The organism is Streptomyces sp. SCUT-3, from assembly GCF_014083985.1.
GTDB classification, from domain to species: domain Bacteria; phylum Actinomycetota; class Actinomycetes; order Streptomycetales; family Streptomycetaceae; genus Streptomyces_H; species Streptomyces_H thermolineatus.
Genome location: NZ_CP046907.1, coordinates 3,823,506 through 3,849,975 on the forward strand (window position 1 = coordinate 3,823,506; position 26,470 = coordinate 3,849,975).

At 75.3% G+C, this 26,470-nt stretch carries 20 protein-coding genes; 12 read left to right on the plus strand and 8 right to left on the minus strand.

Annotated features, from left to right (window positions below):
• Positions 1-65: 65 nt before the first annotated feature.
• Positions 66-1,166 carry a glycosyltransferase family 2 protein gene (locus GQS52_RS16980; RefSeq protein WP_182314239.1) on the plus strand — a complete coding sequence of 367 codons (1,101 nt, stop codon included), beginning with the start codon at positions 66-68 and terminating at the stop codon, positions 1,164-1,166.
• 92 nt (positions 1,167-1,258) lie between these two features.
• Here the strand turns inward: GQS52_RS16980 and GQS52_RS16985 are convergent, their stop codons facing one another.
• The 4 genes from GQS52_RS16985 to GQS52_RS17000 all read right to left on the minus strand — a co-directional run bounded on the left by GQS52_RS16985 (position 1,259) and on the right by GQS52_RS17000 (position 7,392).
• Complete coding sequence (locus GQS52_RS16985; protein WP_182314240.1) at positions 1,259-2,884, minus strand: LCP family protein; 1,626 nt, start codon at positions 2,882-2,884, stop codon at positions 1,259-1,261.
• A 211-nt stretch (positions 2,885-3,095) separates the two neighbouring features.
• The gene (locus GQS52_RS16990) at positions 3,096-4,799 is read right to left on the minus strand and encodes an LCP family protein (protein WP_259370826.1); all 1,704 of its coding nucleotides are present in this window, start codon (positions 4,797-4,799) and stop codon (positions 3,096-3,098) included.
• A gap of 284 nt (positions 4,800-5,083) precedes the next feature.
• Entirely contained in the window at positions 5,084-6,448 is a 1,365-nt protein-coding gene (locus GQS52_RS16995) for an LCP family protein (RefSeq protein WP_182314242.1), read from the minus strand.
• Positions 6,449-6,633: 185 nt separating this feature from the next.
• Positions 6,634-7,392: a TIGR03089 family protein gene (locus GQS52_RS17000; protein ID WP_182314243.1), complete on the minus strand. Its 759-nt coding sequence runs from the start codon at positions 7,390-7,392 to the stop codon at positions 6,634-6,636.
• A 137-nt stretch (positions 7,393-7,529) separates the two neighbouring features.
• Here GQS52_RS17000 and GQS52_RS17005 point away from each other — a divergent pair, with 137 nt between their 5' ends.
• The 3 genes from GQS52_RS17005 to GQS52_RS17015 all read left to right on the plus strand — a co-directional run bounded on the left by GQS52_RS17005 (position 7,530) and on the right by GQS52_RS17015 (position 11,224).
• Positions 7,530-8,840: an N-acetylmuramoyl-L-alanine amidase gene (locus GQS52_RS17005; protein ID WP_182314244.1), complete on the plus strand. Its 1,311-nt coding sequence runs from the start codon at positions 7,530-7,532 to the stop codon at positions 8,838-8,840.
• Between the two features lie 122 nt (positions 8,841-8,962).
• Positions 8,963-10,045, plus strand: coding sequence for an NDP-sugar synthase (locus GQS52_RS17010; RefSeq protein ID WP_182314245.1), 1,083 nt, complete (start codon positions 8,963-8,965; stop codon positions 10,043-10,045).
• Between the two features lie 294 nt (positions 10,046-10,339).
• Positions 10,340-11,224, plus strand: coding sequence for a DNA-3-methyladenine glycosylase 2 family protein (locus tag GQS52_RS17015; RefSeq protein WP_182316518.1), 885 nt, complete (start codon positions 10,340-10,342; stop codon positions 11,222-11,224).
• A gap of 101 nt (positions 11,225-11,325) precedes the next feature.
• Here GQS52_RS17015 and GQS52_RS17020 read toward each other — a convergent pair whose 3' ends face one another.
• The 3 genes from GQS52_RS17020 to GQS52_RS17030 are packed head-to-tail and all read right to left on the minus strand — an operon-like array spanning position 11,326 to position 14,243.
• Positions 11,326-12,681, minus strand: coding sequence for a coenzyme F420-0:L-glutamate ligase (locus GQS52_RS17020; RefSeq protein ID WP_182314246.1), 1,356 nt, complete (start codon positions 12,679-12,681; stop codon positions 11,326-11,328).
• Entirely contained in the window at positions 12,678-13,640 is a 963-nt protein-coding gene (gene cofD / locus GQS52_RS17025) for a 2-phospho-L-lactate transferase (protein ID WP_182314247.1), read from the minus strand. The genes GQS52_RS17020 and cofD overlap by 4 nt, the downstream gene beginning before the upstream one ends.
• Positions 13,641-13,652: 12 nt before the next feature.
• Positions 13,653-14,243 (minus strand): cysteine dioxygenase family protein, encoded by a 591-nt coding sequence (locus GQS52_RS17030; protein ID WP_182316519.1) that lies wholly within the window; start codon positions 14,241-14,243, stop codon positions 13,653-13,655.
• A gap of 697 nt (positions 14,244-14,940) precedes the next feature.
• Between GQS52_RS17030 and GQS52_RS17035 the strand changes: the two genes are divergently transcribed.
• The 3 genes from GQS52_RS17035 (at position 14,941) to GQS52_RS17045 (ending at position 20,775) form a co-directional block, all read left to right on the plus strand.
• Positions 14,941-15,207, plus strand: a complete 267-nt coding sequence (locus tag GQS52_RS17035; RefSeq protein WP_182314248.1) for a WhiB family transcriptional regulator — start codon at positions 14,941-14,943, stop codon at positions 15,205-15,207.
• Between the two features lie 214 nt (positions 15,208-15,421).
• A complete protein-coding gene (locus tag GQS52_RS17040) occupies positions 15,422-19,279 on the plus strand; it encodes a glycosyltransferase family 2 protein (RefSeq protein ID WP_182314249.1) in 3,858 nt (1,285 codons plus the stop codon).
• On the plus strand, positions 19,276-20,775 hold the full coding sequence (locus GQS52_RS17045) for a DUF5719 family protein (RefSeq protein WP_182314250.1): 1,500 nt from the start codon (positions 19,276-19,278) through the stop codon (positions 20,773-20,775). The genes GQS52_RS17040 and GQS52_RS17045 overlap by 4 nt, the downstream gene beginning before the upstream one ends.
• Before the next feature lie 60 nt (positions 20,776-20,835).
• Here the strand turns inward: GQS52_RS17045 and GQS52_RS17050 are convergent, their stop codons facing one another.
• Positions 20,836-21,282, minus strand: coding sequence for a metallopeptidase family protein (locus GQS52_RS17050; RefSeq protein WP_182314251.1), 447 nt, complete (start codon positions 21,280-21,282; stop codon positions 20,836-20,838).
• A gap of 187 nt (positions 21,283-21,469) precedes the next feature.
• On the opposite strand from GQS52_RS17050, the gene GQS52_RS17055 reads away from it, so the two are divergent.
• The 5 genes from GQS52_RS17055 to manA all read left to right on the plus strand — a co-directional run bounded on the left by GQS52_RS17055 (position 21,470) and on the right by manA (position 26,448).
• Positions 21,470-21,856, plus strand: a complete 387-nt coding sequence (locus tag GQS52_RS17055; RefSeq protein WP_182316520.1) for a DUF3499 domain-containing protein — start codon at positions 21,470-21,472, stop codon at positions 21,854-21,856.
• A gap of 187 nt (positions 21,857-22,043) precedes the next feature.
• Complete coding sequence (locus tag GQS52_RS17060; RefSeq protein ID WP_182314252.1) at positions 22,044-23,402, plus strand: phosphomannomutase/phosphoglucomutase; 1,359 nt, start codon at positions 22,044-22,046, stop codon at positions 23,400-23,402.
• A 119-nt stretch (positions 23,403-23,521) separates the two neighbouring features.
• Positions 23,522-23,692: a Trm112 family protein gene (locus GQS52_RS17065; protein ID WP_182314253.1), complete on the plus strand. Its 171-nt coding sequence runs from the start codon at positions 23,522-23,524 to the stop codon at positions 23,690-23,692.
• 337 nt (positions 23,693-24,029) lie between these two features.
• The gene (locus GQS52_RS17070; RefSeq protein WP_182314254.1) at positions 24,030-25,235 is read left to right on the plus strand and encodes an SIS domain-containing protein; all 1,206 of its coding nucleotides are present in this window, start codon (positions 24,030-24,032) and stop codon (positions 25,233-25,235) included.
• Between the two features lie 4 nt (positions 25,236-25,239).
• A complete protein-coding gene (gene manA / locus GQS52_RS17075; protein ID WP_182314255.1) occupies positions 25,240-26,448 on the plus strand; it encodes a mannose-6-phosphate isomerase, class I in 1,209 nt (402 codons plus the stop codon).
• Positions 26,449-26,470: the final 22 nt, after the last annotated feature.

A 26,470-nucleotide genomic window follows, 5' to 3' on the forward strand; every position in this document is an offset into this window, starting at 1 on the left:
CCGGCCCCGCGGCCCCGGGCCGCCGGACCGGGATCCCGGCCGGGCGGGGTACTGTGTGCCGCGATATGACTGCGACGACTGACAACGGCTCCGCCGCCGAGCCGCTCCCTGCGGTTTCCGTGATCATGCCGGTGCTCAACGAGGAACGGCACCTGCGCACCGCCGTGCGGCACATCCTGGAGCAGGACTACCCCGGCGAGACCGAGGTCGTGATCGCCCTGGGCCCGTCCACGGACCGCACCGACGAGATCGCGGCCGAGCTCGTGGCCGAGACGGCCTCCCTGCCCGACCGGCGGGTGCGCACGGTCCCCAACCCGACCGGCCGGACCCCGGCGGCGCTCAACGCCGCGATCGCCGCCTCCGGCCACCCGGTCGTCGTGCGGGTGGACGGCCACGGCATGCTCAGCCCCGACTACGTCTCCACCGCGGTCCGGCTGCTGCGCGAGACCGGGGCGGCCAACGTCGGCGGCATCATGCACGCCGAGGGGGAGAACGACTGGGAGCACGCGGTCGCCGCCGCCATGACGTCGAGGATCGGCGTCGGCAACGCCGCCTTCCACACCGGCGGCGCCGCCGGGCCCGCGGACACCGTCTACCTGGGGGTCTTCCGCCGCGAGGTCCTGGAGCAGCAGGGCGGCTACAACGAGGAGTTCATCCGGGCCCAGGACTGGGAGCTGAACTACCGCATCCGCGAGGCGGGCGGGCTGATCTGGTTCTCGCCCGAGCTGCGGGTGTCCTACCGGCCGCGCCCCAGCGTCCGCGCGCTCGCCAAGCAGTACAAGGACTACGGGCGCTGGCGCCGCGTCGTCACCCGCTACCACCGCGGGTCGGTGAACCTGCGCTACCTGGCGCCGCCGGCGGCCCTGCTGGCCATCGCGGCCGGCGCGGTGGCGGGGGCCCTGCTGCACCCGGTGGGCTGGATCGTCCCCGGCGGGTACCTCGCGGCCGTCGTCGTGGGCTCGGTGCCGGCGGGCAAGGGCCTGCCGGTCGCGGCACGGGCGCGGATCCCGCTCGCCCTGGCGACCATGCACATGTCCTGGGGCTGGGGCTTCCTGACCAGCCCCAGGTCCCTGGCCCGCAAGGTCATCGCCAGCCGCCGCCCGGCGCCCGCCGACGGCGGCGCGGGCACGGCGGCGGCCGGGGCCCCCTCCGACACCCCGGCCTGACCGGCCCGCCGGCCCGCCGGGCCGCGGACTTCCCCGGCCCGGCGGGCCGGGGAAGTCCGCCCCGGGAAGCCGCCCGGCAAAGCCCGTGTCGGCTACCAGGAGTACCGCGGGTTGACCTTCATGCAGGCCCCGTCGTCGGCGGCGTTGAGCGCGGAGGCGCTGTCGGGGGCCTTGTCGTCCTGCCCGGCGGCGGGCTTCTCCGGGTACGTGCGGCCCTCCCGCCAGTCGGCTCCGACCACCACGGTCACCGACTGCACGGCGGACGACTTGCGCACCGCGCTCCCCGGAACGCCGAGGGCCTCGGCCACCAGCTTCGCGTCGGCCTCGAGGTCCGCGGACGGGTAGGAGACCGTGGTGTCCGCCTGGGACTTGGGCACGGCGTCGGCCGCGGCCTGCGTGAAGCCGTCCGCGGTCAGCAGGCCGGCCACCGCCGCGGCGCGGCCGGGGACGGGCGCCTGGGCGACGGTTCCGGTGCCGTTCAGCACGGTGACCGCGATCCCGTCGCGTGCGGCCGGGGCGTCCTCGGGCCTCGCGGAGCCCTTCTCCTTCTTCCCCTTCTTCCCCCTGCCGTCCAGCGGGGTGTCGCTGCGGATCATCGAGAACAGCTTCTCGGCGTCCGCGGTCGGTATGACGTGGGCGCCGGGGTTCTGCGGGTCCTGCTGCCACGGCATGGTGGTCATGGTGATCCGGTCGGTGGGGATCTTCTGCAGCTGCTCGCCCAGGTCGTACAGCTTCTTGACGCTGCCCAGCCCGTCGTCGACGGTCAGCGCCTTTGTGGCGGCCTCGGCGAGCGAGGTGAGCCTGCCCGGGTCGGTGAGCTTGGTGCCCGACTTCAGCTGGCGGATCATCGCGTTCAGGTACATGTGCTGGCCGTGGGTGCGGCCGATGTCGCTGCCGTCCTCGAAGCCGTGGCGGGTGCGCAGCCACTGCAGGGCCTGTTCGCCCCTGATGGTGTGGTCGCCCTCGGTGAGTTTCAGCCCCGAGTCGGAGTCCTCGACGTTGGCGTCCACGCAGACCGGCACTCCGCCGACGGCGTCGGCCATGGACACCACACCGGCGAAGTCGATCATCATGAAGTGGTCGACCGGGATGCCGGTCAGTTCCTCCCAGGCGGCCACGGTGCAGCCCGGACCGCCGTGCTGGAGGCTGGAGTTGATGGTGTCGTCGGTCTCCGGGTAGACGGTGCCGTCGTCCGGGTCGGTGCACTTGGGGATCTTCACCCGGGTGTCGCGGGGGATGCTGACGACCGAGGCGTTGCTGCGGTCGGGGGAGACGTGCAGCAGCATCTGCACGTCGGCCAGCGGTTTGCGGCCGGCGTCCTTCTTGGCCCCGCCGAGTTTCTGGTTCTCCTTGGACGCCCGGCTGTCCGAGCCGAGCAGGAGTATGTTGAGCGGCGTCTGCCCGAACTCGTTGGCCTCGGCCCTGTCCAGCCGGTTGTCGCCCAGGTTGAGGCGGTCCTTGTCCAGGTTGCCGTTGAGGTGCTCGTAGTAGACGTAGCCGGCGCCCGCGCCGGCGAGGACGGCCGCGGAGACCACGACCGCCGTCCACTTCAGGGCCTTCCGGCCCCTGCCGCCGCGCCCGTCCGGGAGCGGCGGGGCGACGGCCCCGCCGCCGGTGCCGCCCGTGTGCGGCGTGCCGGGCCGCGCGCCGGGGACGGCGCCGTCCCCGGGCCTCCTCGGCCCCGGCGTGAGGGGACGGGTACGGGCGCCTTCGCGCATCAACGGCCTCCTGGTGGCCCACTCGTCGGTCGAGGACCGCGCCGGACCCGGTGGTCCGGCGCGGTGCGCAGCCGCAGCGTGTGCCGACCCGTCGCACTGCTGCATCGCGGATGTGTGGTCAGATCCTGACACGTCCGGGCGAGCCGGTTCGGTTGCCCCCCGAACCGCACCGGCGCCGCACAGTGGCCTCCGTCACACCCGGAGTGCGGTGTCACTTGGCGCAGACGTTCTCGTCCCCGCCGTTGACGCTCTGCACCCCCTCGGGGGCCTTGGTCGGTGCGGCGATCGGCGTCCCGGCGCCCTCGTAGTCCTTGCCCAGGGTCAGCGTCATGGGCTCGTCCTCCGCCGCCGCGCTCCCGGTCTCCTTCAGCGCGGAGTCGGGCAGGCCCATCATCTCGGCGAGGGTGCGCGCCTGGTCGCCCTGGCCGGGCGCGTACTCCAGGGTCGTCCCGGCCTGCGTGGCGCCGGCGTTGCCGCCGTTGCTGGAGAGGGCCACCCCCTGGTCGTTCTGGAGCCAGGCGACGGTGTCCTGGGCGGCGCCCACCGGCCCGCCGCCGTTGACCACGGTGACCCGGACCTCGGAGGGGTCGGCCTTCGAGGTCTCGGTGGGCTTCGGGGCGGACTTGCCCTTGGACTTGTCCTTCTTCTTCACCTCGGTCAGCGACCGGTCCGCCCTGATCATGGCGAACAGCGGCTTGGCCTTGGCCTCGTTCAGCTCGACGGTGGCGCCGTCGGCGCTGTCGACCACCGGCACCGTGGCGAAGGTGATGTTCTTGGTGTTCACCTGGCTGAGGTCCTGGGCCAGGCTCGTGAGCTTCGCCACGCTGCCTATGCCGCTGTCGACGGTGAGCGCCTTCGTGGCCGCGTCCGCCAGCCTGTACAGCTTCTTCGGGTCCGTGAGGGTGTCGCCGGACTTCATCTTGCGGACCATCGATCCGACGAACTGCTGCTGCAGCTCGATGCGGCTCAGGTCGCTGCCCATGCCGACCGAGTAGCGGGTGCGCACGAACGCCAGCGCGTCCTCGCCCTGGACGACGTGCCGGCCGGCCGTGAGGTTCAGCTTCGACTTGGAGTCGTTGATGTCCTTGGCCACGCACACCTCGACGCCGCCGATCGCGGTGGAGAGCGTCTTGACCGCGTTGAAGTCCACCAGCATGAAGTGGTCGACCCGGATCCCGGTCAGCTCCTCGACGGTCTTCCAGGTGCAGCCGGGGTCCCTGCCGCCCTGGCCGAGGCTGGTGTTGAACCGGACCTGCTGCGTGCCCGGGATCGACACGGCGGAGCCGTCCGCCTGCTTGGTGGAGCAGTCGGGTACGTCCACCAGCATGTCGCGCGGGATGCTCAGCACGGTGGCGTTGGTGCGGTCCTCGGAGACGTGGAAGAGCAAGGTGGTGTCGGCGTGCCCGACGCTGCCCTCGTCGCCGTACTTTTTGCCCAGTCCCTGGCGGCTGTCGGTGCCGATGACCAGGATGTTCATCGGCCCGTCCGCGCCGGCCGGGCGGTCGCCCCCCAGGTCGACGTCGACGGTGTTCAGGTTGCCGTTGAAGTGCTGGTAGGCGTAGTAGCCGCCGCCGCAGCCCGCGACGAGCAGGAAGCCGAGGCCGCCCGCCGTCCAGTGCAGGGCCTTCTTGCGGCCGGCCTTGGCCTTGCGGCGCCCCGTCCCCCGCTCCTGCTCGGGGGCCGGCCTGCGTCCGCGCCCCGCCGCGGCGCGGGCCGCCCGGCGGCCCCCGGACGGCGGCTGCTCGGCAGCGCGCCGCTGCTCGGGTACGCGGCGGGATCTTCCGGGGGAGGCCGTCGGGGCGCCGGCTTCCGCCGTGCCGCCGGTGGTTCCGGTGGTTCTGTCGGACGTGCCGGTCCCCGGCCGGTCGTCCTGGACCAGCCGCAGCTGGTAGCTGCCGGTGTCCGGATCGAACACCCACTGGTCCGCGGGGTCGATGTCTCCGGAACGGTCCGGGCCGTCCGGGCCGCTGTACCTACGGCCATGCGAGTCCACGGTCGCCTGTGCCCTCCGTCGGTGCCACGCGGCGCCTCCCCCAAGGCGCACTACGGTCGATACGTGCGCGTGCCGGCCACGGGACCAGGCCGGACGGCTCACATTAGCCGCCCAGTCCAGCGCCTGAACACGCCGATGACAAGTTCCGATCCCCTACAACTGGTCAAACCTTCCAATATCCGCAGAGGTCGTTCCGGCTCCGTGTGTCACTTTCCGCCGCATACGTCCCTTCCGGCCGTCGTCCCGTCGAACGACGGTGACGACGAGGGGGACGCGGACGCGGAGGCCGACGGCGACGCGGAGTCCCCGGTCCTGGCCGAACCCGCCTGCTGCACCGGTCCGTCCGCCGCGCTCCCGAAGGGCCCGGCGGCCCGGACGTGGCCCCCGCCGGCGGACGGGGAGCCGTTTCCGGCCTCCGGCGTCCCCTCCCCGGACTCCTTCCCGGACTTCTCCCCGGAGTCCTTCCCGGCGGCGACCTCAACCGGCTCGTCGTTGCGCAGCGCCTCGAACAGCTCGTCGGCGGCCGGCTGGACCAGCTGGTCGCGGTTGGCGTTGAGGGCGTACGGCTCGCGCGGCACGGTGAGGAAGACGAAGTTCTCGGTCGGGGTGGAGCGCAGGCCGGAGGCCAGCTCGTACAGCTCGCCGATCGAGTCCAGGCCGCCGCTCGCGGTCAGGGAGGAGGTGGCGGCGCTCGCCAGCGGGAACAGCCTGGCGGGGTTGAGCAGCACCCCGTTGCTCTGCACCTTCTGCACCAGGGAGGCCAGGAAGGCCTGCTGGCGCCCCATCCGCTCGGTGTCGCTGCCGTTGCCGAACCCGTGCCGGGCCCGCACGTACGCCAGCGCGTCCTCGCCGTACAGCGTCTGGCGGCCGGCCGGGAGGTCCAGCTTGGCCTCCTTGTCGGTCACCGGCTCAGTCAGGCAGACCTCGACGCCCTCCACCGCGTCGACCATCTCCTTGAACCCGGTGAAGTCGACGATCAGGTGGTCGTCGATCCGGATGCCGGTCAGCTGCTCCAGGGTCAGGATCGTGCAGGCCGCCCCGCCGAACTGGAACGCCCAGTTGAACTGCGCCTTCTGCGCGGCCGTGGCGGTGCCGTCGTCCGCGGTGCAGGAGGGGATGTCCACCATCAGGTCGCGCGGGATGCTGACCGCCGTCGCGCTGCCGCGGTCGGCCGCGACGTGCAGCAGGATCGTGGAGTCCGAGCGGCGCCCCTCGGCCCTTCCGTACTTGCTGTTGCCCCCGCTGCGGTCGTCGGAGCCGATCAGCAGGATGTTCAGGGCCTCCTTGGCCTCGGCGACCTGCTGGGGCCGGTCGTCCTCGTGCCGGAGCAGCTCGTCGGCGGTGGCGTCGTCGGTGCGTATGTTGGAGTCCAGGCGCTGGAAGCCGTACCAGGCCACTCCTGCGGAGGCCAGCAGCAGCAGAGAGGTGGCGAGTGCGACGTGGCGCAGGATCCGGCGGCGCCGGGGGCGCTTCGGCCCGTCCGGCGCCCCGGATATCGCGCCGTCGTCACTTCCTTCCGTGTCCGCTGCGGAGTCCTCCGGAGGCGCGGGAGTGTCTGCGGTCGTGGTCACCTGTAGAGCTCTTCCCTGAACAAGTCGTGGGTGCCGGGAGCGTTTCCGCCGATGCCCGTGCGGAGGCCGGTCCGGCGGGCGCGTGTCGGCGGACGCCTGCCGGTACACGATGCAGACTCCCGGGAGCCGTCAAAGGTTGTGCGCCCCGCGGCAATTCGCCGGCCGGAAACCGCGGGGCGCCTCCGTCAGGCCCGGACGGCCCGATGGGTCACCCGCTCGGCCTCCCCGCGCCGGTCGAGCTCGCCGGGCGCGGCGCGGTCGGCGTTGCGGCACAGCACCACGGAGCCGCCCGCCGCCAGCGGGGCGAGCAGACCGGCCGCGATCCCCTCCCAGTCGTCCATGTCCAGAGCGGACAGCAGCCGGGAGTCCGCGTCCAGCCCCAGGTCCCGCGCGCTCCGCACGGCCCGCTCGACGACCTCGGCGCCGGTCAGCTCCTCGCCGCCCACCTCCAGTGCGGCGGCCGACGGGTCGACGGGGACGTGGGGGACGAAGCGGTCGCCCTGCCCGGGGACCTCGGCCGCGTAGTCGGCGAAGCCCTGCGGAGGCTGCGGGAAGCGTCCGCCGAGCGGCCGCAGGGCGAGCGCCACCCGCTCCCCGGCGCACGCCGCGGCGGCGTCCAGGGTGTCCGGGCCGCTGACCACGAGGTCGCAGCCGGCCGGGTCGCCCCCGGGGACGGCCACCACGCCGGTGGAGAAGCACGCCATCAGCCAGACGGCGGTCTGCCAGTGGGCGGGCAGCAGCAGGGCCAGGCGGTCGCCGGGCTCGGCGCCCAGGTCCTCCTGCAGCAGGTTGGCGGTCTTGGCGACCCAGTTGTCGAAGGTCGTGACGGACAGCTCCACCCGCTCGCCGGTGGCGTCGTCGTAGAAGGTGACCAGCGGGCGCGAGGGGTCCGAGGCGAGCGCGGAACGCAGCAGGTCGGCGGGGGTCCGTTCGGTCTCGTTCATCGCCACAAGGGTACGCGGCGCGGTCCGACGGGGAATCAGGAACCTTCGGGGTGAAGTGTCCTGAAAGTACGTACTGCCGGGTGTGAGGGGGTGGGTTGGCGATTGCTTTTCATATCGCTTATGCAAGCATCTGTCCCATGCGTCCATTTATTGCTTCCGCGATCGGTGCCCTCTGCGCGGTCGGGCTCGCCGTCACGCCGGCGCTGTCCGCCGCCCGCGGGCCCTCCACAGCCGCCCCCGGAGGAGAGGACGTCCCGTCCGCGGGCGGCGTCCACACCCTCCCGCTCCGCCCGCTCGCCACGGCCCGCGCCGCGGGACCGGCCGTGCGCGGAGTGCCCGCGCAGTCCGTCGAGCCCTTCTCCCTCCTCGGCGTCACCTGGGACGACGCCGGGGAGGACCTGCACGGCGCCGTCCGGGTCCGCACCCGCGACGCGGGCACCGGGACCTGGTCCGAATGGCAGGAGGTGCAGACGCACCGCGACGACGCACCCGACCCGGTATCGGCGGAGCGGGCCGCGGACGGGGTCCGCGGCGGCACCGCGCCGCTGTGGGTCGGCCCCTCGGACGGCGTGCAGGTCCGCGTGGTCCCCGCAGTCGCCCGTCACGCGCACGGGGACGCCCACGCGCACGGGGACGCCCGTGTTGAATCCCGGCGCGGCCGGGGCGGCCGGAGCGACGACCCGCTGGGCGACGTGCTGGACGCGCTCCCCGACGGCATGCGCCTGGACCTGATCGACCCGGGAGGGTACGAGCCGGGCCCGCCCTCCGGCTCCGGGGACCGGGACGACGGCCCCCGGGAGGACGAGTGGTCCCACGAGGACGACGACCCCCGCGACGACGACGGCACCGCGCCCAGGCCCGGCATCGTCACCCGCTCCGGCTGGGGCGCCGACGAGAGCATCCGCGAGAGCGGCTACGCCTACACCGACACGGTGAGGGCGGCGTTCGTCCACCACAGCGGCACCGGCAACGACTACAGCTGCGACGAGGCACCCTCGGTCGTCCGCAGCATCTACCGCTACCACGTGCAGAGCAACGGCTGGCGCGACGTCGGCTACAACTTCTTCGTCGACAAGTGCGGGACGATCTACGAGGGCCGCGCCGGCGGGGTGACCCGGGCCGTGCAGGGCGCCCACGTCCTGGGCTTCAACACCGACACCATGGGCGTCGCCGTCCTGGGCACCTACTCCTCGGCCCGGCCCACCGCCGACGCCTTGGACGGCGTGGCGAAACTGACTGCGTGGAAGCTCGGCCTGTACGGACGCGACGCGGGGGGCCGCACCACCCTGGTCTCCGGGGGCAACGGCAAGTACCCGAAGGGCGAGAGGGTGAGTGTGAGAGTGATCTCCGGTCACCGGGACGGGTTCTCCACCGACTGTCCCGGGGCAGAGCTCTACAACCGGCTCGACCGCGTCCGCGACCTCGCGGCGGACCTGCAGGGCCGGTAGGGGGCGCCATGGGGAGTGCGCCGGTGGGGACCCGTTGCGACGGGCCCGGATCCGAGCTGCCTACACTGCGCGTCCCTGTCGAAGACGACTCGGACCCCGGTTAGGAAGCAGGAAGACCACAGGTGACTGAAGCCATCCTCCTGGTCGGCGGCAAGGGCACACGGCTGCGCCCGCTGACGGTGCACACCCCCAAGCCCATGGTTCCAGCGGCCGGGGTGCCCTTCCTCAGCCACCAGCTGGCCCGCGCGCGGGAGGCGGGGGTGGAGCACATCGTGTTCGCCACCTCCTACCTCGCCGAGGTGTTCGAGCCGTACTTCGGCGACGGCTCCGCGCTCGGGCTCCACCTCGAGTACGTCACCGAGGAGGAACCGCTGGGCACCGGCGGGGCCATCCGCAACGCCGCCGAACGGCTCACCGGCGCCCCCGGGGACCCCGTCCTGGTCTTCAACGGGGACATCCTCACGGGCCTGGACATCCGGGCCCTCGTCGACACCCATACCGGCAGCGGCGCCGACGTCTCCCTCCACCTGACCCGGGTCGAGGACCCGCGGGCCTTCGGGCTGGTCCCCACCGACCCGACCGGCAGGGTCACCGCGTTCCTGGAGAAGCCCCAGACGCCGGAGGAGATCGTCACCGACCAGATCAACGCCGGCGCGTACGTCTTCGACCGCGCGGTGATCGACGCCATCCCCACCGGGCGGCCGGTCTCGGTCGAGCGGGAGACCTTCCCAGGGCTCCTGCGGGACGGGGCGCACCTGCAGGGCATGGTCGACTCCACCTACTGGCTGGACCTGGGCACCCCGCAGGCCTTCGTGCGAGGGTCGGCCGACCTCGTCCTGGGCCGCGCCCCCTCGCCCGCCGTCCCGGGCCGCTGCGGGGACAGCCTGGTCCTCGACGGGGCCGACGTGGCGCCCGACGCCAAGCTGGCCGGCGGCACGGTGGTCGGCCCCGGCGCGGTGGTCGGCGCGGGGGCGCGGATCGACGGCAGCGCGATCCTGGACGGCGCGGTCGTCGAGCCCGGCGCACGGATCGTCGACAGCCTGGTCGGGGCCCGCGCGCGGATCGGTGCCCGCACCGTCGTGCACGACGCCGTCGTCGGCGACGGCGCGGTCGTCGGCGCCGACAACGAGCTGCGCTGCGGCGTCCGCGTCTGGTGCGACGCGCGCATCCCCGACGCCTCGGTCCGCTTCTCCTCCGACCAGTGACCCGGGCCGTCCCGTCCGCCGTCCCGTCCGCCGTCCCGTCCGCCGGGCCGCCCGGTGCTGTCCGTGCGTGCGTCCGTGCGTGCAGGCCGGGCGGCGGGGCGGCCCGGCGCCGGTAGCCCGTCCGGGTTAGTCTCGACGGGCACCCGCACCGGATCAGGACTGTCCGTGGAACTCACCGACCGGCCCACCGCGAGCCCCGCGCGGCCCCCGCACGTCCCCGCCCCGGGCCGGGAACGCGGCCCCGCGGCGCCCCCCGCCCCCGAACTCACCCGCACCTGGCGCCCGCCCGGCCCGCTGGACCCCGCGCTGGTCCTCGGCGTCCTGCGCCGGGGCCCCGGCGACCCCGCGCTGCGCACCGCGGCCGACGGCTCGCTGTGGCGGGCCTCCCGCACCCCCTGCGGCCCCGGGACCCTGCGCGTCGCGCGTCGCCGGGGCGAGGACCTCGTGGAGGCGTCCGCCTGGGGGCCGGGCGCGCCGTGGCTCCTCGACGCGCTCCCGTCGCTCCTCGGCGCCGACGACGACCCCGCCGCGTTCACCCCGCGCCACCGGGTCCTCCTCCACGCCCACCGGCGCCACCCGGGCCTGCGGCTGGGCCGCACCGGCCTGGTCCTGGAGTCGCTGATCCCCGCGGTGCTGGAGCAGAAGGTCACCCTGAGCGAGGCGCACCGCGCCTGGCGGCTGCTGCTCCGGCGCCACGGGGAGCCGGCCCCCGGCCCGGCGGGGTCCCCCGCCGAGGGGATGCGGGTCATGCCCGACGCGCGCACCTGGGCGCTGATCCCCTCCTGGGAGTGGCACCGGGCCGGCGTCGACGGCAAGCGCTCGGCGACGGTCCTGCGGGCCGTACGCGTCGCGCCCCGGCTGGAGGAGGCCGCGGGGATGGACGGCGCGTCGGCCGCCGACCGCCTGCGGCTGGTCCCCGGCATCGGCCCGTGGACCGCCGCCGAGACCCTGCAGCGCAGCAACGGCGACCCGGACGCCGTCTCCGTGGGCGACCTGCACCTGCCCGGCCTCGTCGGCCACGCGCTGGCCGGCGCGCGCACCGACGACGCGGGCATGCTCGAACTCCTGGCCCCCTACGCCGGCCAGCGCCACCGGGCCTGCCGGCTCGTCCTGCTCTCCGGCGTGCGCCCGCCCCGCCGCGCCCCGCGCGCCGCCCCCCGGGACATCGCCCGGCTGTGAACGCGGACCGGCCCCCGGCCCCGGCGGGCCGGAGGACCGGAGAGCCGCAGCGCCGTGCAGCACCGGCGGGAGGGCCGGGAGGGCCGGGAGGGCCGGGAGCCTCAGCGGACCTCGACGAACGCCTCGGCGGTGCGCTCCGGCCGCGGCCTCGGCGGGGCGGCGGGACGGCCGACGGCGACCGCGCCCATCGGGTCCCAGCCGTCCGGCAGGTCCAGCGCCCTGCGCACCACGTCGCGGCAGAACATCGTCGACGACACCCACGCCGAGCCCAACTGCTCGCCGGCCAGGGCCACCAGCAGGTTCTGCACCGCGGCACCGGCGGCCACCACGAACATCTCGCGCTCGGCCGCGCTGCGCCGCTCGTCGGGGTAGTGGTGGGCGCCGTCGGCGACCAGGCAGGGGACGACGAGGTACGGGGCGCGCCGCAGGACGTCGCCGCGCGCCACCCGCCGCTCGATCCGCTCCGGCGGCAGCCCGTCGGCGCGCAGGTCGGCGATCCACGCCTCGCGCATGGCGTCCAGCAGCCGGGTGCGCGCCCCGGCCGACTCCAGCAGGACGAACCGCCAGGGCGTGGTGTGGTGCGGCGCGGGTGCGGTGACGGCCGCGGCCACCGCGCGGCGCACCGCTTTGGGGTCGACCGGCTCGTCGGTGAACTCCCGCACGGTGCGGCGCAGGTGGACGGCCTCGCGCACGGCCTCGGAGGTGCCGAGCCGGAACAGGTCGGCGGCGGCGTCGCGCACCAGCGGACGGGCGCCGTCGCCGTCCTCCGGCACGGTGAGGCGGTCCAGTCCGCGCACGACGGCGACGGGCAGCCCGCCGGTCTTGCCCTTCACCAGGTCGGCGGCGGCCGCCAGTTCGTCGGCGACCGCGGTGACGGTGACGGCCAGTTCGTTGCCGTGGGCGTCGGTTCCGCCGCGCAGGTCCTCCAGGGCGTGCAGGCCCGCGGCGCCGATCGCCACGTCGGTGAGGCCGTTGCGCCAGGGCCGGCCGAAGGTGTCGGTGATCACGACCGCCACGTCCACGCCCAGCCGCTCGCGCAGTCCGGCACGCAGCCGCCGGGCGGAGGCGTCGGGGTCCTCCGGGAGCAGGAGCACGGTGCCGGCCGGGGTGTTGGAGGCGTCGACCCCCGCGGCGGCCATGACCAGGCCCCTGCGGTCCTCGACGATGCGCAGCCGGCCGCGGCGGGCCACCACCCGCACCGTCTCGGCGTCGATCGCCGCCTCGCGGTCCTCGGCGCGCACGACGCGGCCCTCCGCCTTGCTGACGATCTTCGAGGTGACCAGCAGCACGTCCCCGTCGGCCAGGCCAGGGCCGCCCCCGGGCCCGGCCGCGTCGGCGGCCGCGCCGGCGACCAGCGCGGCGAGGTCGTCGCCGGGACGTATCTCGGGCAGGCCCGGCAGGGCCCACGCCCGGAACGAGGGCGCCCCGGACGGCGGCGCGGGACGGCCGGCCGTCACGCGCGCACCTCCTCGGCCAGGTCCAGGGCCTCCTGCGCCATCCGCGCGGTCGCATCGGTGTCGGTCATCATCAGCGGCACCGCGCGGCAGCGGATGCCGGCCTCCTCGACCTCGGCCGCCGAGGCCGCGTCGACGGTGTCGACCAGCCAGCCGTCGAGCAGGCCGCTGCCGTAGTGCCGGGCGACGGCGGCGGCGGTGGACTCCACGCCGACGGCCGCCAGCACCTTGTCGGCCATGCCGCGCACCGGCGCACCGCCGACGACGGGGGAGAGGCCGACCACCGGCACGGCCGCGTCGGCGATCGCCTCGCGGATCCCGGGGACGGCCAGGATCGTGCCGATGCTGACCACCGGGTTCGACGGCGGGAACAGCACGACGTCCGCCGCGCCGATCGCCTCCAGCACGCCGGGGGCCGGCGCGGCCCTGTCAGCGCCGACCGGCAGGACGGCGTGCGCGGGCATCGAGGCCCGGTGCCGCACCCAGTACTCCTGGAAGTGCACCGCCCTGCGGCCCGAGCCGTCGGGGGAGTCGATGAGCACGTGGGTCTCCACCCGGTCGTCGCTCATCGGGATCAGCCGCACCCCCGGCCGCCAGCGGGCGCACAGGGCCTCGGTGACCGCGCTGAGCGGGTAGCCGGCCGCGAGCATCTGCGTGCGGACGATGTGGGTGGCGAAGTCCCGGTCGCCCAGGCCGAACCAGTCGGGGCCGACGCCGTAGGCGGCCAGCTCCTCCTTGACCGACCAGGTCTCCCCGGCCCGCCCCCAGCCCTTCTCCTCGTCGATGCCCCCGCCGAGGGTGTACATGACGGTGTCCAGGTCGGGGCAGACCTTGAGGCCGAACAGGTGAATGTCGTCCCCGGTGTTGCCGACGACGGTGATCTCCGCGTCGGGAGCTGCCTGCTTCAGGCCGCGCAGGAAACGGGCGCCCCCGATGCCTCCGGCCAGTACCACGATGCGCATGGGGGCAGTCTGTCAGCCGGACGGCCGCTCCCCGTCGCCGGGAGCGGTGCGGGCCCGTCCCGCTCCGCCCGTTCCGGCCCCGGCCCGCACCCCGGAGGGGGCGCCCGGACCGGCGGAACCCGAGGCGGCGGCGGGGACGGGGCCGTACGGGGTCATCCGGGTCAGCCCCGGCGAGTAGAGGTGCAGGCTGACCGCGGGTTCCAGCGAGTCGTTGACGACCTCGTGCACGTGTCCGGGCGGGAGGACCCGCTGCGCGCCCGCCCCCAGCGACCTCCGCCGCTCGCCGCCCAGGCCCAGCGAACGCTCCGTCAGGCGCCCGCGGAGCACGGTGAGCACGCCGGACGAGGCGCCGTGGTCGTGCAGCCCGCTGCCCTGGCCGGGGAGCCAGCTCAGCAGCCACAGCTCGTGCCCGGGGCCCCGGTCCAGCAGGTGGTACCAGCGGGTGGTGGCGTCGTAGTCGACCAGGGGCTCCCAGCGCTCCCGGTCGGCGGCGACGGCGCGGGCCAGGCCGGAGAACTCCGCCACGGTCACCGGGTGGCGGGGTACGGGCGGCAGCAGGTGGGGGACGGCGAGCGGGTCCCCGGCGATCGAGATGTCGGACAACCGGGGAGCGGCGTCGGGGGCGACAGCAGGGGCGGGGGCGACGGCGGGGGTGCGGTCGGTGGCGCGGTGCACGGTGGTCCTCGGGGGAGAAGGCAGGAACAGGCGAGGGATGCGCGTGAGGGGGGTGCTGCGTCGGATCCGCCGGTGTCCGGCCGCTCGACGGCGGGGCCGGTGGATCAACGGGCCGGACGGAACCCGGCCGGGGCGGTCAGCGGCAGCAGCAGGTACAGCGGTGACAGCCGGTACAGCAGTGACAGCCGGTGCGACAGAGGCACGGAAGGAAGCAGTGGCTCGGCACGGCGCGGCGGGACTCGGCCTGGCGAGTCCGCAGGGGCACGTGGGTCACTGACACGCGGTCCAGGACACCTGGTCGCTCCCGCGTTTGTCAACCTGATGGTCAAAGAGGGGGGTTTGTGTCCCCTGAACCGGTTGTCCGATCCGCTGAAAGGTTTGCTCACCAGGAACCGGGGGAGAAGGCGCAGCATCCGACCCCCGGGCGGGTTCCGGTGCCCCCCCTCGATTCAGGTTGATTTGCACACTTTCTGCGGGACCTTGGTTCTGCGGAGTGAATAAGCGGCCCAATAGCAGATTCCGGCTTGACTGCCCCGGATCGCCGCACTTGTAATTCAACCCGTGTCGTTCGGCCGTACCGGCAACGGCTGCATCACGGGGACGCACAGAGGAGCGAGGGGCGCGCATGACCGAGCTTTTCCAGCTACTGCTGGGCGAAGAGGTGGAAGAAGAGGAGCTCGGGTGGCAGGAGCGCGCATTGTGCGCCCAGACCGACCCGGAATCTTTCTTCCCCGAGAAGGGCGGTTCCACGCGTGAGGCCAAGAAAGTCTGCCTCGCGTGCGAGGTCCGCTCCGAGTGCCTGGAGTACGCACTCGCCAACGACGAGCGCTTCGGCATCTGGGGAGGCCTCTCCGAGCGCGAACGCCGCAGGCTGAAGAAGAGCGCCGTCTGAGGCACGCGTTCCGCAGTCCGGCCCCGGCCGTCGACCCCGGACGCATCGGACGCATCGGACGGACGGATGCGGTCCGCCGCCGGACCACGGTCCGACGACCCGGGCGGAGGTCCGTGCGTGAGCCGTTAGTGTGGGGCCCCGTCCGAGACGTGCGCGCGGCCCGCGGGCCCGGTGCGCGTCCACCGCAGTCCAGCGAACCGGGGCCCGTACCTCGATGTCCGTGCACAGTCATACGGCGGCTCAGCACCCCGCCGACACACCTGAGTTCCCGCGCCACGTGGTCACCGCGGTGCTCGTCGCCCACGACGGCGCCCGCTGGCTCCCCGACGCCCTGGCCGGCCTGACCGGCCAGGAACGCCCGGTGCAGAGCGTGATCGCCGCGGACACCGGAAGCTCCGACGCGTCCGCGCAGTTGCTCGCCGACGCGCTCGGTTCCGACCGCGTCGTGCACCTCGCCCGGCGCACCGGATTCGGCGCCGCCGTCGCCGAGGCCGTGCGGGTCGCCGGCCCGGTCCCGGTGGAGAGCCTGCCCCACCTGTACCGCCAGGGCGGCTGGAACCCCGCGGCCCGCGCCTGGGACGACGACCCCGACCGTCCCGGCCCCGGCGAACCCGTCCAATGGCTGTGGCTCCTGCACGACGACTGCGAACCCGCCCCGGACGCCCTCGCCGAACTCCTGCGCGTCGCCGACTCCAGCCCCTCCGCCGCGATCGTCGGCCCCAAGCTGCGCAGCTGGTACGACCGCCGCTCGCTCCTCGAGGTCGGCGTCAGCATCGCCCGCAGCGGCCGCCGCTGGACCGGCCTGGAGCGCCGCGAACAGGACCAGGGCCAGCACGACCAGGTCCGCCAGGTCCTCGCCGTCTCCTCCGCCGGCATGCTGGTGCGCCGAGACGTGTGGGAGGAACTGGGCGGGTTCGACCCCGCCCTGCCCCTGATGCGCGACGACGTCGACTTCTGCTGGCGGGCGCAGTCCGCCGGGCACCGGGTCCTCGTCGCCCCCGACGCCGTGCTCCGCCACGCAGAGGCCGCCTCCCGCGAGCGCCGCCCCGTCGACTGCGCGGCCGACCGCCCGCACCAGGTCGACAAGGCCGGCGCCGTCCACACCCTCCTGGCCAACACCCGGGGGCCCCTCCTCGCCTACGTCGCCCTGCGGATCGTGCTCGGCACGCTCCTGCGCACCGTCGGCTACCTCGTCGGCAAGGCGCCCGGCCAGGCACTGGACGAGATCACCGGACTCCTCGGCGTCCTGCTGCGCCCGGGCAGGCTGATCGCTGCCCGCCGCCGCCGGGGCAGGCCGCAGGCGGACCCGGCCGAACTGCGCCCCCTCTTCCCGCCGCCCGGCGCCACCGTCCGGCTCACCGTCGAGCAGTTCGCCGGCAACGTCTCCGGCCGGGTCGAGCCCGAGAGCCCGCGCGGCCGGCACGGAGCCGTGGAGAGCGGCCCCTCCGACGAGGACGGCGACTTCATCGAGGTCGAGCAGTTCGCCCGGCTCAAGCGGATCGCCCGCAAACCCGCCCCGGTCCTGTTCGCCGTCCTGCTGCTCGTCTCGCTCGTCGCCTGCCGCGGCCTGTACGGCACCGGGGTGCTCTCCGGCGGGGCCCTGCTGCCGGCCCCCGATGCCGCCTCCGAGCTGTGGTCCCGCATCGCCGAGGGCCGGCACACGGTCGGCGTGGGCGGCACCGCCTCCACACCCCCCTACCTGGCCCTCGTGGCCCTGCTGGGCACCTTGATGCTCGGCAACGCCGGCCTGGCGGTGGCCGTCCTGCTCGTCGGCTCGGTACCCCTGGCCGGCCTCAGCGCCTACTTCGCCTCCCGGCCGCTGGTGGAGTCCCGGCTGATCCGCGCCTGGGCAGCCGTCGCCTACGCCTTCCTGCCCGCCGTCACCGGCGCGCTGGCCGGCGGCCGCCTCGGCACCGCGGTGCTCGCAGTGCTCCTGCCGCTCACGGCCCGCGCCGCCGTCGCCGCGACCGGCCTGGCCCTCGACCGCGACCGCATCGCCGACGGCGCCCGGCCCGGCTGGCGCGCCACCTGGGCGTTCGCCCTGCTGACCACCGTGACCACCGCGTTCACCCCGGTCGTGTGGCCCCTCACCCTGGTGCTGTGCGCCGCCGCGATCGCCTTCCGAGCCGCGCGCGGCCACCGGCAGCTGCTGGTCCCCCTGCTGCTGCGCGGCGCCGCGGTCCTGGGCACCCCGGTGCTGCTGCTCGCGCCCTGGTCGCTGGCCCTGTTCACGCACCCCGGCCGCTTCCTCCTGGAGGCCGGCCTGCCCTACGGGGGCGACCCCGCCTCCGCCGCCGACCTGCTGCTGCTGAACCCGGGCGGCCCCGGCACGGTCTCCGGATGGCTGATGGCCGGCGTCCTGCTGGCCGGGCTCGGCGCCCTGCTGCGCACGGAGCGGCGCACCGCCGTCCTGGGGGCGTGGGCCGTCGCCCTGGCCTCCCTGGCCGCCGCCGTGCTGCTCAACGGAGCCTCGGTCACCCCGGCCGACGGCACCGCCCCCGGCACCGCCTGGGCCGGCCCCGCCGTGCTCGTGTACGGCCTCGCCCTGCTGACCGCGGCGGCCGTCGGCGCCGAGGGGGCCCGCGAGCGGGTCACGGCGATGGACTTCGGCTGGCGCCAGCCGGCCGCCGCCCTGACCGCCGCGGCCGCGGTCCTCGCCCCCCTCGCGGCCTCCCTGACCTGGATGGTCGCCGGGGCCGAGGACCCGCTGCGCCGCGGGCGGACCGACCAGGTCCCCGCCTTCGTCGCCGAGGAGAGCACCAACCAGGACCGGGCCCGCACCCTGGTCGTCGACGGCAGCGCCGGCACCGTCTCGTACGCGCTGGTCCGCGGCGCCGGCGCCGGACTCGGCGACGCCGAGGCGGCGGTGGGCGAGGGCGGTGACGCCCGGCTGGGCACCCTGGTGGGCAACCTGGTCGCCGGCTCCGGCGCCGACCAGGCGTCCCAGCTGGCGAACTACGCCGTGCGCTACGTCCTGGTCCGCGACTCCGCACCGCGCTCCTACAAGAGCGTGCTGGACAGCACCCCCGGCCTGAGCCGGCTCAGCCAGAGCAACGGCATCTCCCTGTGGCGGGTCGACCGGCCGGTCGCCCGCGTCACCGTCACCGACGAGGGCGGCAAGGTCACGACGGTCGCCTCCGGCCCCGTCGAGGTGCACACCGACGTCCCCGCGGGCGACGGGAAGCGCATCCTCCGCCTCGCCGAGGCCGCGGCACCCGGCTGGACCGCCACCCTCGACGGCAAGGAGCTCGGCCCGGTCACCCTCGACGACTGGGCCCAGGGCTTCGCGCTGCCCGCGCAGGGCGGCCGGCTCGACATCACCTACGACACCCCCCTCGCCCACACCGCCTGGGTGTGGATCCAGGGCTTCCTGCTGCTCGTCGCCGTCGTGCTCGCACTGCCGGGACGCCGGCGCGAGGTGGACGACGACCTCCCCGAGGCCGAGGACACGGCAGCCGAGGACCTCGGCGAGGGCCGCAGGGCCCGGCGGCTGCGGGCGGCAGCCGAGGCGGAGGCGGCCGCACGGCCGCCCGGGGCGCCGCAGGACCCCGCGTCGGACGACGCCGCAGGGGACGCCGCCGGGGACGGGCACGGCCCGTACGCGGCCGTCCCCCGCCAGGCGGGGCCGCCGCCCGGGACCGCCGGCCCGGCGGACGCCGAGGACCGGCAGGAGCAGTACGGGAACGAGCAGTACGGGCAGGAGCAGTACGGGCAGGAGCAGTACGGCCAGGAGCAGTACGGCTGGGCCGGGGACCGGCAGCCGGAGCCCGCGGAGGGCCAGGCCCCCTACGCCCAGGACCCGTACACCCAGGCGCAGTACGCCCAGGAGCAGTACGCCCAGGCCCCGTACACCCAGGACCCCTACGCCCAGGACCCGTACGCGCAGGGCTTCCCCGCCGGGGACTCCGGCGCCGGGCACCCGGGTCCGGAGCAGCACCCGGGCTCCTACGACTACGCGTACGACCCGGCCGGCCGGGAGCCGCAGGCCGCCCGGCCCCCGCAGCAGTACGCCGCCGAGGGCGGCACGACGTACGGCGGCGAGCAGGACCGCCGTGACGGGAGCGAGAAGTGAACCGCACCACCCTCTCCCTGGCCGGGACCGTCGTGGCCCTCGCCGTGGTGACCGGAGCCGCCGTGCTGACCGCGCCGCAGGCCGGCCGGGCGGACACGCCGGCCCCGGCCGCCCGCAAGCCGGTGGAGCGCTCCACCCTGGCCTGCCCGGCCCCGACCTCCTCCGACTACGGGTCGACCACCTACACCGTCTTCACCCCCGAGACCGGGACCGAGGGCGCCAGCCGGCGCGGCACCGCCCAGCTGGCCCCCGCCGTGCAGGGCGGCGACGGCGGCGACGAGGGCGCCCGGGGCACCCCGGAGGCGTTCGTCGAGCTGCTCAAGCCGGGGAACCCGGTGGTGAAGGAGAGCAGCAAGGCGGACACGCCCGCGCTGGTCGGCACGGCCGACGGCATCCTGGCCCCCGGGTTCTCCGCGCAGCTGACCACCGTCGTGGACGCGGGACCGGGGCGGGGCCTTCTCGGCACGGCCTGCCAGGCCCCCGACACCGAGTTCTGGTTCCCCGGCGTCAGCACCGGGAAGGACCGGCAGGACTACGTCCACCTGACCAACCCGGACGACGACGCGGCCGTCGTCGACCTCGAGCTGTACGACGCCAAGGGCCTGCTGGAGACCCCGGCGGGCGACAACATCACCGTCCCGGCGCGCTCCACCACCGCCGTCCTGCTGTCGACGCTGACCGGCGACCCGACGCAGAACCTCACCCTGCACGCCGTGGCGCGCTCCGGCCGGATCGGGGCCGCGGTCCAGGCGGCCGACCGCGAACTGGGCAGCGACTGGCTCCCCGCCTCCGCCGATCCCGCCGCGACCGCGATGCTGCCCGGCATCCCCAAGGACGCGGGAGCCGTGCGCCTGGTGCTCCACGCCACCGGCAGGGAGGACGTGGACCTCGCCCTGCGCGTGTCCACCCCCAGCGGCACCATCACCCCGGCGGGGCACGAGTCGGTGCGCGTCAGGGGCGGGACGACCACCGCCGTCGACCTCGGCGACATCGCCCAGGACGAGGTCGGCTCGCTGATGCTCCGGCCGACGGAGAAGGGCGCCACGGCGCCGTTCGCTGCCTCGATCCGGGTGGTCCGAGGCGCGGGCGACCGGCAGGAGTCCGCGTTCGTGGCGGCCGCCGACCCGGTGGGGGGACGCGCCGTGTCGCCGGACAACCGCCGGGAGGGCTCCGCCCTGTTCCTGACCGCGCCGGAGAAGGGCGCGAAGGTGAGGATCACCTCCTCGCCAGTGGGGGGCGGCAAGGCGGTGTCGGAGACCGTGACGGTCAAGGGCGGGACGACCCTCGACACCCCGCTGCCCCAGCCGTCGTCCGGCAAGGGAGCCTTCGCGGTGACGCTGGAACCGGTCTCCGGGGGCCCGGTCTACGCGGTGCGGATGCTGGCGCCGCCCTCGAACAGCATCCAGCGGTTCACCCTCCAGACCCTCTCCGACGACCGCGGCACGGTCTCGGTGCCGAGGGCCGAGCAGGACCTGTCCGTCCTCACCGCCGGCTGAGCCCCGCCCGGGTGCCGGGGCGGCCGCCCCGGCACCCGGGCCCGGGCGGGCGGGGCGGCGTCAGTCGTCCTGCCCGTAGCGGGGGTCGACGGTCTCGGGGGAGAGGCCGAGCAGCTCGGCGGCCTGCTCGACGACGACGTCGTGCACCAGCAGGGAGCGCTCGTCGCGGCCCTTGGCGCGGATCTCCACCGGACGGCGGTAGACCACGACGCACCCGGGCGAGCCGTCCCGCGCGGGTACGGCCAGGCCCAGCGGCACGGTGTCCGCGGCGCCCGGCCCGGGGCGCCCGTCGGGGACGTCCCTGGTGACGAAGGCGACGTCGGCCAGCTGCGGCCAGTGCCGGCGCAGGCGGTCGGCCGAGTCCTGGACCAGGTCGTCGAAGGCGACGGAGCGCGGGACGGACAGCGGTACCTGCGGGGGCGCGACGGGACCGCGCATCCCGCGTCCGTGGCGGTCCCGGCGGCGTGGGCGTGCTGCGGGCGGTCGGGGAGAGGCGGGCGTGTCCATCACCTCAGAGGGTAAGCCGTCGAACGGACGCCGAGGGGCTCCCCGGACGCTTTCGGCGGGGGTTCCCCGGCCCGCGCCCCCGCCGGAGGCTCCCGCGGGGCGGCGAAACGCCCCTTTCGCCGCGACACGAGGACACCGGGAGGGGGAGAGTCGTCGCGGCCCGCTCAAGAGTGCGGTACCGTCCAACATCGTGAGCCCTGTACGTCGCTGTTCGCGCACCGCGTGCGGTCGTCCCGCCGTCGCGACGCTGACGTACGTCTACGCGGACTCGACCGCCGTCCTCGGACCGCTCGCCACCTACGCCGAGCCCCACTGCTACGACCTGTGCTCGGAGCACTCCGAGCGGCTGACCGCCCCCCGCGGCTGGGAGGTCGTCCGGCTGGCCGTCGACCCCGGTCCGGCCCGCCCCAGCGGCGACGACCTGGAGGCCCTGGCCAACGCCGTGCGCGAGGCCGCCCGCCCTCCCCGGCGCCCCGCGGCCAACGACACGCCGACGCCCGGCTCCCGCAGCACGGACCCGATGGAGGTCGCCCGCCGCGGCCACCTGCGGGTCCTGCGCTCCCCCGACTCCTGACGGCGGCACCACGCCACGACGCCCCGGCCCCGGCCTTGGACCCGACTCCGGCCCCGGGCCCGCACTTGTGCACGGACCGTGCCGCACCGGTGCGGGACTCGTGAAGGGTTCTTCCGTTCCCCGCGGGTAGGTTGGGAACACCTGACCGCTTCGCCGATCGACGGCGCCTGCCGAGACTGGAGCTGCTGTGCCCGATCTCTCCCAGATCGTGAAGGCCTACGACGTTCGCGGCGTGGTCCCCGACCAGTGGGACGAGTCGTTGGCCGAACTGTTCGGGGCCGCGTTCGTCCAGGTCACCGGCGCGAGCGCGATCGTGACCGGCCACGACATGCGCCCCTCCTCGCCGGGCCTGTCCCGGGCCTTCGCCCGCGGGGCCGCCTCCCGCGGCGCCGACGTGACCGAGATCGGCCTGTGCTCCACCGACCAGCTGTACTTCGCCAGCGGCCACTTCGGGATGCCCGGCGCGATGTTCACCGCCAGCCACAACCCGGCGCAGTACAACGGCATCAAGATGTGCCGGGCCGGCGCCGCCCCGGTGGGCCAGGACACCGGACTCGCCGAGATCCGCGAGCTCGTCGAGGGGTGGGCCGACACCGGCCTGCCCCCCACCGACGCCGCCCCCGGGAGCATCACCTCGCGCGACACCCTCGCCGACTACGCCGCCCACCTGCGCGGCCTGGTCGACCTGACCGCCTCCCGCCCGCTGAAGGTCGTCGTCGACGCGGGCAACGGCATGGGCGGCCACACCGTCCCCACGGTCCTGGCCGGCCTGCCGGTCGACCTCGTCCCCATGTACTTCGAGCTGGACGGCACCTTCCCCAACCACGAGGCCAACCCCCTCGACCCGAAGAACATCACCGACCTGCAGGCCGAGGTCCGCAGGACCGGCGCCGACATCGGCCTGGCCTTCGACGGCGACGCCGACCGCTGCTTCGTCGTCGACGAGCGCGGCGAACCCGTCTCCCCCTCCGCCATCACCGCGCTGGTCGCCGCCCGCGAGCTGGCCAAGCACCCCGGCGGCACGGTGATCCACAACTGCATCACCTCCTGGTCGGTGCCCGAGGTGGTGAAGGAGAACGGCGGCACCCCGGTGCGCACCAGGGTGGGGCACTCCTTCATCAAGGCCGAGATGGCCCGCACCGGCGCCGTCTTCGGCGGCGAGCACTCCGCCCACTACTACTTCCGCGACTTCTGGAACGCCGATACCGGCATGCTGGCCGCCCTGCACGTCCTGGCCGCCCTGGGCGAGCAGGACGGCCCGCTGTCGCAGCTGGTGGCCCAGTACGACCGCTACGCCGCGTCCGGCGAGATCAACAGCACCGTGGACGACCAGGCCGGCCGCGCGGCCGCGGTCAGGGCCGCCTATGCCGGCCGCGACGACGTCGAGCTCGACGAACTGGACGGCCTGACCGTCACCGGCGACGGCTGGTGGTTCAACCTGCGCGCCTCCAACACCGAACCGCTGCTGCGGCTCAACGTCGAGGCGCGGGACGGGGCGACCGTCGCCGCCGTCCGCGACGAGGTCCTCGCGATCGTCCGGGCCTGACGACCGGCCCGCCCGCGTCCGACGACCGGCCCGCCCGCGCCGTGCCGCCGCCCTGACCCCTCGGGGACGGGCGGCGGTACGCTGCACGCGTCCCGCCCGACCGACCGCAAAGGCCCACCGTGAAGCTCGAACCCTTCTTCCTCGACGTCGCCGCCTGCCCCCAGTGCCACGCCCCCCTGCGGGCCGACGAGGAGGCCGAGGAGCTCGTCTGCACCTCCGACGAGTGCGGTCTCGCCTACCCGGTCAGGGACGGCATCCCCGTCCTCCTCGTCGAAGAGGCCCGCCGCTAGCACCCGCCGCCGGTACCCGCGGCCGGTACCCGCGGCCGGCCCGGCCGCGCCACCGGCCCCGGCCCTGCCCGGCCGGCCCTGTGCCCGTCCCGGCCCGCCCTGCGCCCGCCTCCCGCCCGCCCTGCGCGTGTACTCCGTCCGAGTGAGCGTCCGGCCGCAGGCACCGCCTGCCGCGGGCCACGCGCGGCACCCGGCCCGTGCCCTGCCCGCTCCCGGCCCCGGGGCCGCTCCCGCGGCGCCCGGCGCATCCCGCGGAGCCGCTCCCGCGGGGCGTCGGTTCCGGCCCGGTGGGTACGGTTGATCCCACGGCGACCGCCTGGAGAGAGGACCGGAACCCATGCTGGACGAGTCACTCCTCGACGACGGCGCGGCACTCGAAGAGCGGGACCGCAGCGGGCTCCTCCTCGGCGCCGCAGCCGCCGGAGCCCGTGTGCGCATCGCCCTCCGCCTGGCCCAGGAGGCCGGAGCGGCCGGTCTCACCCCCGACGGGCGCCCCCGCAGCCTGCTAGTCGCGGGCCACGGGGACACCTGCCACGTCGGCGACCTGATCGCCGCCCTCGCCGGCAACGTCTGCCCGGTCCTCACCCTCCACCCCACCGGCGACACCGCCGCCGCCCGCCCGGCCCCGCCGCCGGAGGCCCCCGCCGTCGGCGGGCCCGCCGTCCCCGGTACCGTCCTCGACCTGCGCTGGTCCCTGCCCGGCTGGGCCGGCCCGCTCGACCTGCTCATGATCGGCAGCTCCACCGGCACCGAACCCGGCCTGGTCGCCCTGGTCGAGCAGGCGTACCAGCACGGGAGCACCGTCGTCTGCGTCGCGCCGCCGGGCACCCCGCTCGCCGACGCCGTGGCCCAGACCCGCGGCATGGCGCTGCCGTTCGCCCTCTCCACGGTCGGCCTGCCCGAGCCGCCGGCCGCACCGGAGACCACCGCCTTCCACGACCCCGGCCGGTTCTGGGCCATTCTCGTCCCGCTCCTCGTCCTCCTGGAGCGGCTGGGCATCACCCGGACGACCACCGAAGAACTGGGCGCCCTCGCCGACCGGCTCGACGCGGCCGCCGAGCGCTGCGGCCCGGCCGCCGCCGTCCACCTCAACCCGGCCAAGGCGCTCGCCGTCCAGCTCGCCGACTCCCTGCCGCTGCTGTGGAGCGAGGGCGCCGTCCCGTCCGCGGTCGCCCGCCGCTTCGCCGCCCTCCTCGCCGAACGGGCCGGCCGCCCCGCCCTCGCCGCCGAACTGCCCGAGGCCCTCCTGACCCACCGCGGCCTGCTCTCCGGAGCCTTCGCCGGCGAGGCGCACACCGACGACTTCTTCCGAGACCGGGTCGAGGACCCCGCGCCCCTGGAACTGCGCATCGTCCTGCTGCGCGCCAACGACGGCGAGGAGTCCGCCCCCGGCCCGGCCCACCGCCTGGCGGACGAGCACGAAACACCCCTGAGCGAACCCGCCGCGTCCGCCGCCGGCCCGCTGGAGACAGCTGCAGATCTGTTGGCCCTCGCCGATTTCCTCTCCGTTTACCTGGCGGTGGCCGACGCCGGTAGATCATGACCCCATGAGTGTCGACCGCCTGACCAACACGGTGCGGCCCTACGCCTGGGGCTCCGTCACAGCCATCCCCGAGCTGCTCGGGACCGAGCCCACCGGCGAGCCGCAGGCGGAGATGTGGATGGGCGCCCACCCCGGCGCGCCGTCCCTGCTCGACCGGGGCGCGGGCCCCGTCTCCCTCGCCGACGTGGTGGCCTCCGACCCCGAGGCGGAGCTCGGGGCCGCGACGGCCGGCCGGTTCGGCCCCCGGCTCCCCTTCCTGCTCAAGATCCTCGCGGCGGACGCCCCGCTCTCCCTCCAGGTCCACCCCGACCTCCAGCAGGCCCGCGCCGGCTTCGCCGAGGAGAACGAGCGCGGTGTGCCCCCCGACGCCCCGCACCGCAACTACAAGGACGCCGGCCACAAGCCCGAACTCCTCTGCGCCCTCACCCCCTTCGAGGGCCTGTGCGGCTTCCGGCGCCCCGAGCGGACCGCGGACCTCCTCGACGCCCTCGGTGTCGACGAGCTCAAGCCCCACGCCGACGCCCTGCGCACCCTCCCCGAGGAGCAGGCACTGCGCGAGGTCCTCACCGCCGTACTGGCCGCAGACCGCGACGCGTTCGCCGGGACCGCCGACGCCGCCGCCCGCGCCGCCGGCCGCCTCGCCGACGCGGACGGCCCCCACCGCGCCGCCTGCGCCGCCTACGCGGCGATCGCCCGCCACCACCCCGGCGACCCCGGCGTCGTCGCCGCCATGCTGCTCAACCACGTCGTGCTCCGGCCCGGCGAGGCCCTCCACCTCCCGGCCGGCGTCCCCCACGCCTACCTCGGCGGCCTCGGCGTCGAGATCATGGCCAACTCCGACAACGTCCTGCGCTGCGGCCTGACCCCCAAGCACGTCGACGTCCCCGAACTCCTGCGCGTCGTCCGCTTCGCGACCACCGAGCCCGCCGTCCTGCACCCGGAGGCCGACGGAGGCGGGGAGGAGCTCTACCGGACCCCCGCCGAGGAGTTCCGCCTGTCCCGCTACGTCCTCGCCCCCGACGGCGCCCTGCGCACCCTGCCCGGCGGAACCGCCCAGATCCTGCTGTGCACCGAGGGGGAGGCCGAACTGACGGACCCCGGCGGCCGGTCCGTCGTCCTCACGCCCGGACGCTCCGCCTACCTGGCCGCGTCGGCCGGCCCCGTCCGGCTCGCCGGCCGCGGAACCGTCTTCCGCGCGACCACCCCTCCCTGATCAGGCCCGGGTTTCCGCCACT

Excerpts from the sequence above, each read along its gene's own strand:
- GQS52_RS17040 (WP_182314249.1), top strand. The coding sequence starts at position 15,422 with ATGTCCGTGCACAGTCATACGGCGGCTCAGCACCCCGCCGACACACCT.
- GQS52_RS17000 (WP_182314243.1), bottom strand. The coding sequence starts at position 7,392 with ATGAACGAGACCGAACGGACCCCCGCCGACCTGCTGCGTTCCGCGCTC.
- GQS52_RS17035 (WP_182314248.1), top strand. The coding sequence starts at position 14,941 with ATGACCGAGCTTTTCCAGCTACTGCTGGGCGAAGAGGTGGAAGAAGAG.
- GQS52_RS16980 (WP_182314239.1), top strand. The coding sequence starts at position 66 with ATGACTGCGACGACTGACAACGGCTCCGCCGCCGAGCCGCTCCCTGCG.
- manA (WP_182314255.1), top strand. The coding sequence starts at position 25,240 with ATGAGTGTCGACCGCCTGACCAACACGGTGCGGCCCTACGCCTGGGGC.
- GQS52_RS17005 (WP_182314244.1), top strand. The coding sequence starts at position 7,530 with ATGCGTCCATTTATTGCTTCCGCGATCGGTGCCCTCTGCGCGGTCGGG.
- GQS52_RS17070 (WP_182314254.1), top strand. The coding sequence starts at position 24,030 with ATGCTGGACGAGTCACTCCTCGACGACGGCGCGGCACTCGAAGAGCGG.
- GQS52_RS17050 (WP_182314251.1), bottom strand. The coding sequence starts at position 21,282 with ATGGACACGCCCGCCTCTCCCCGACCGCCCGCAGCACGCCCACGCCGC.
- GQS52_RS16985 (WP_182314240.1), bottom strand. The coding sequence starts at position 2,884 with ATGCGCGAAGGCGCCCGTACCCGTCCCCTCACGCCGGGGCCGAGGAGG.
- cofD (WP_182314247.1), bottom strand. The coding sequence starts at position 13,640 with ATGCGCATCGTGGTACTGGCCGGAGGCATCGGGGGCGCCCGTTTCCTG.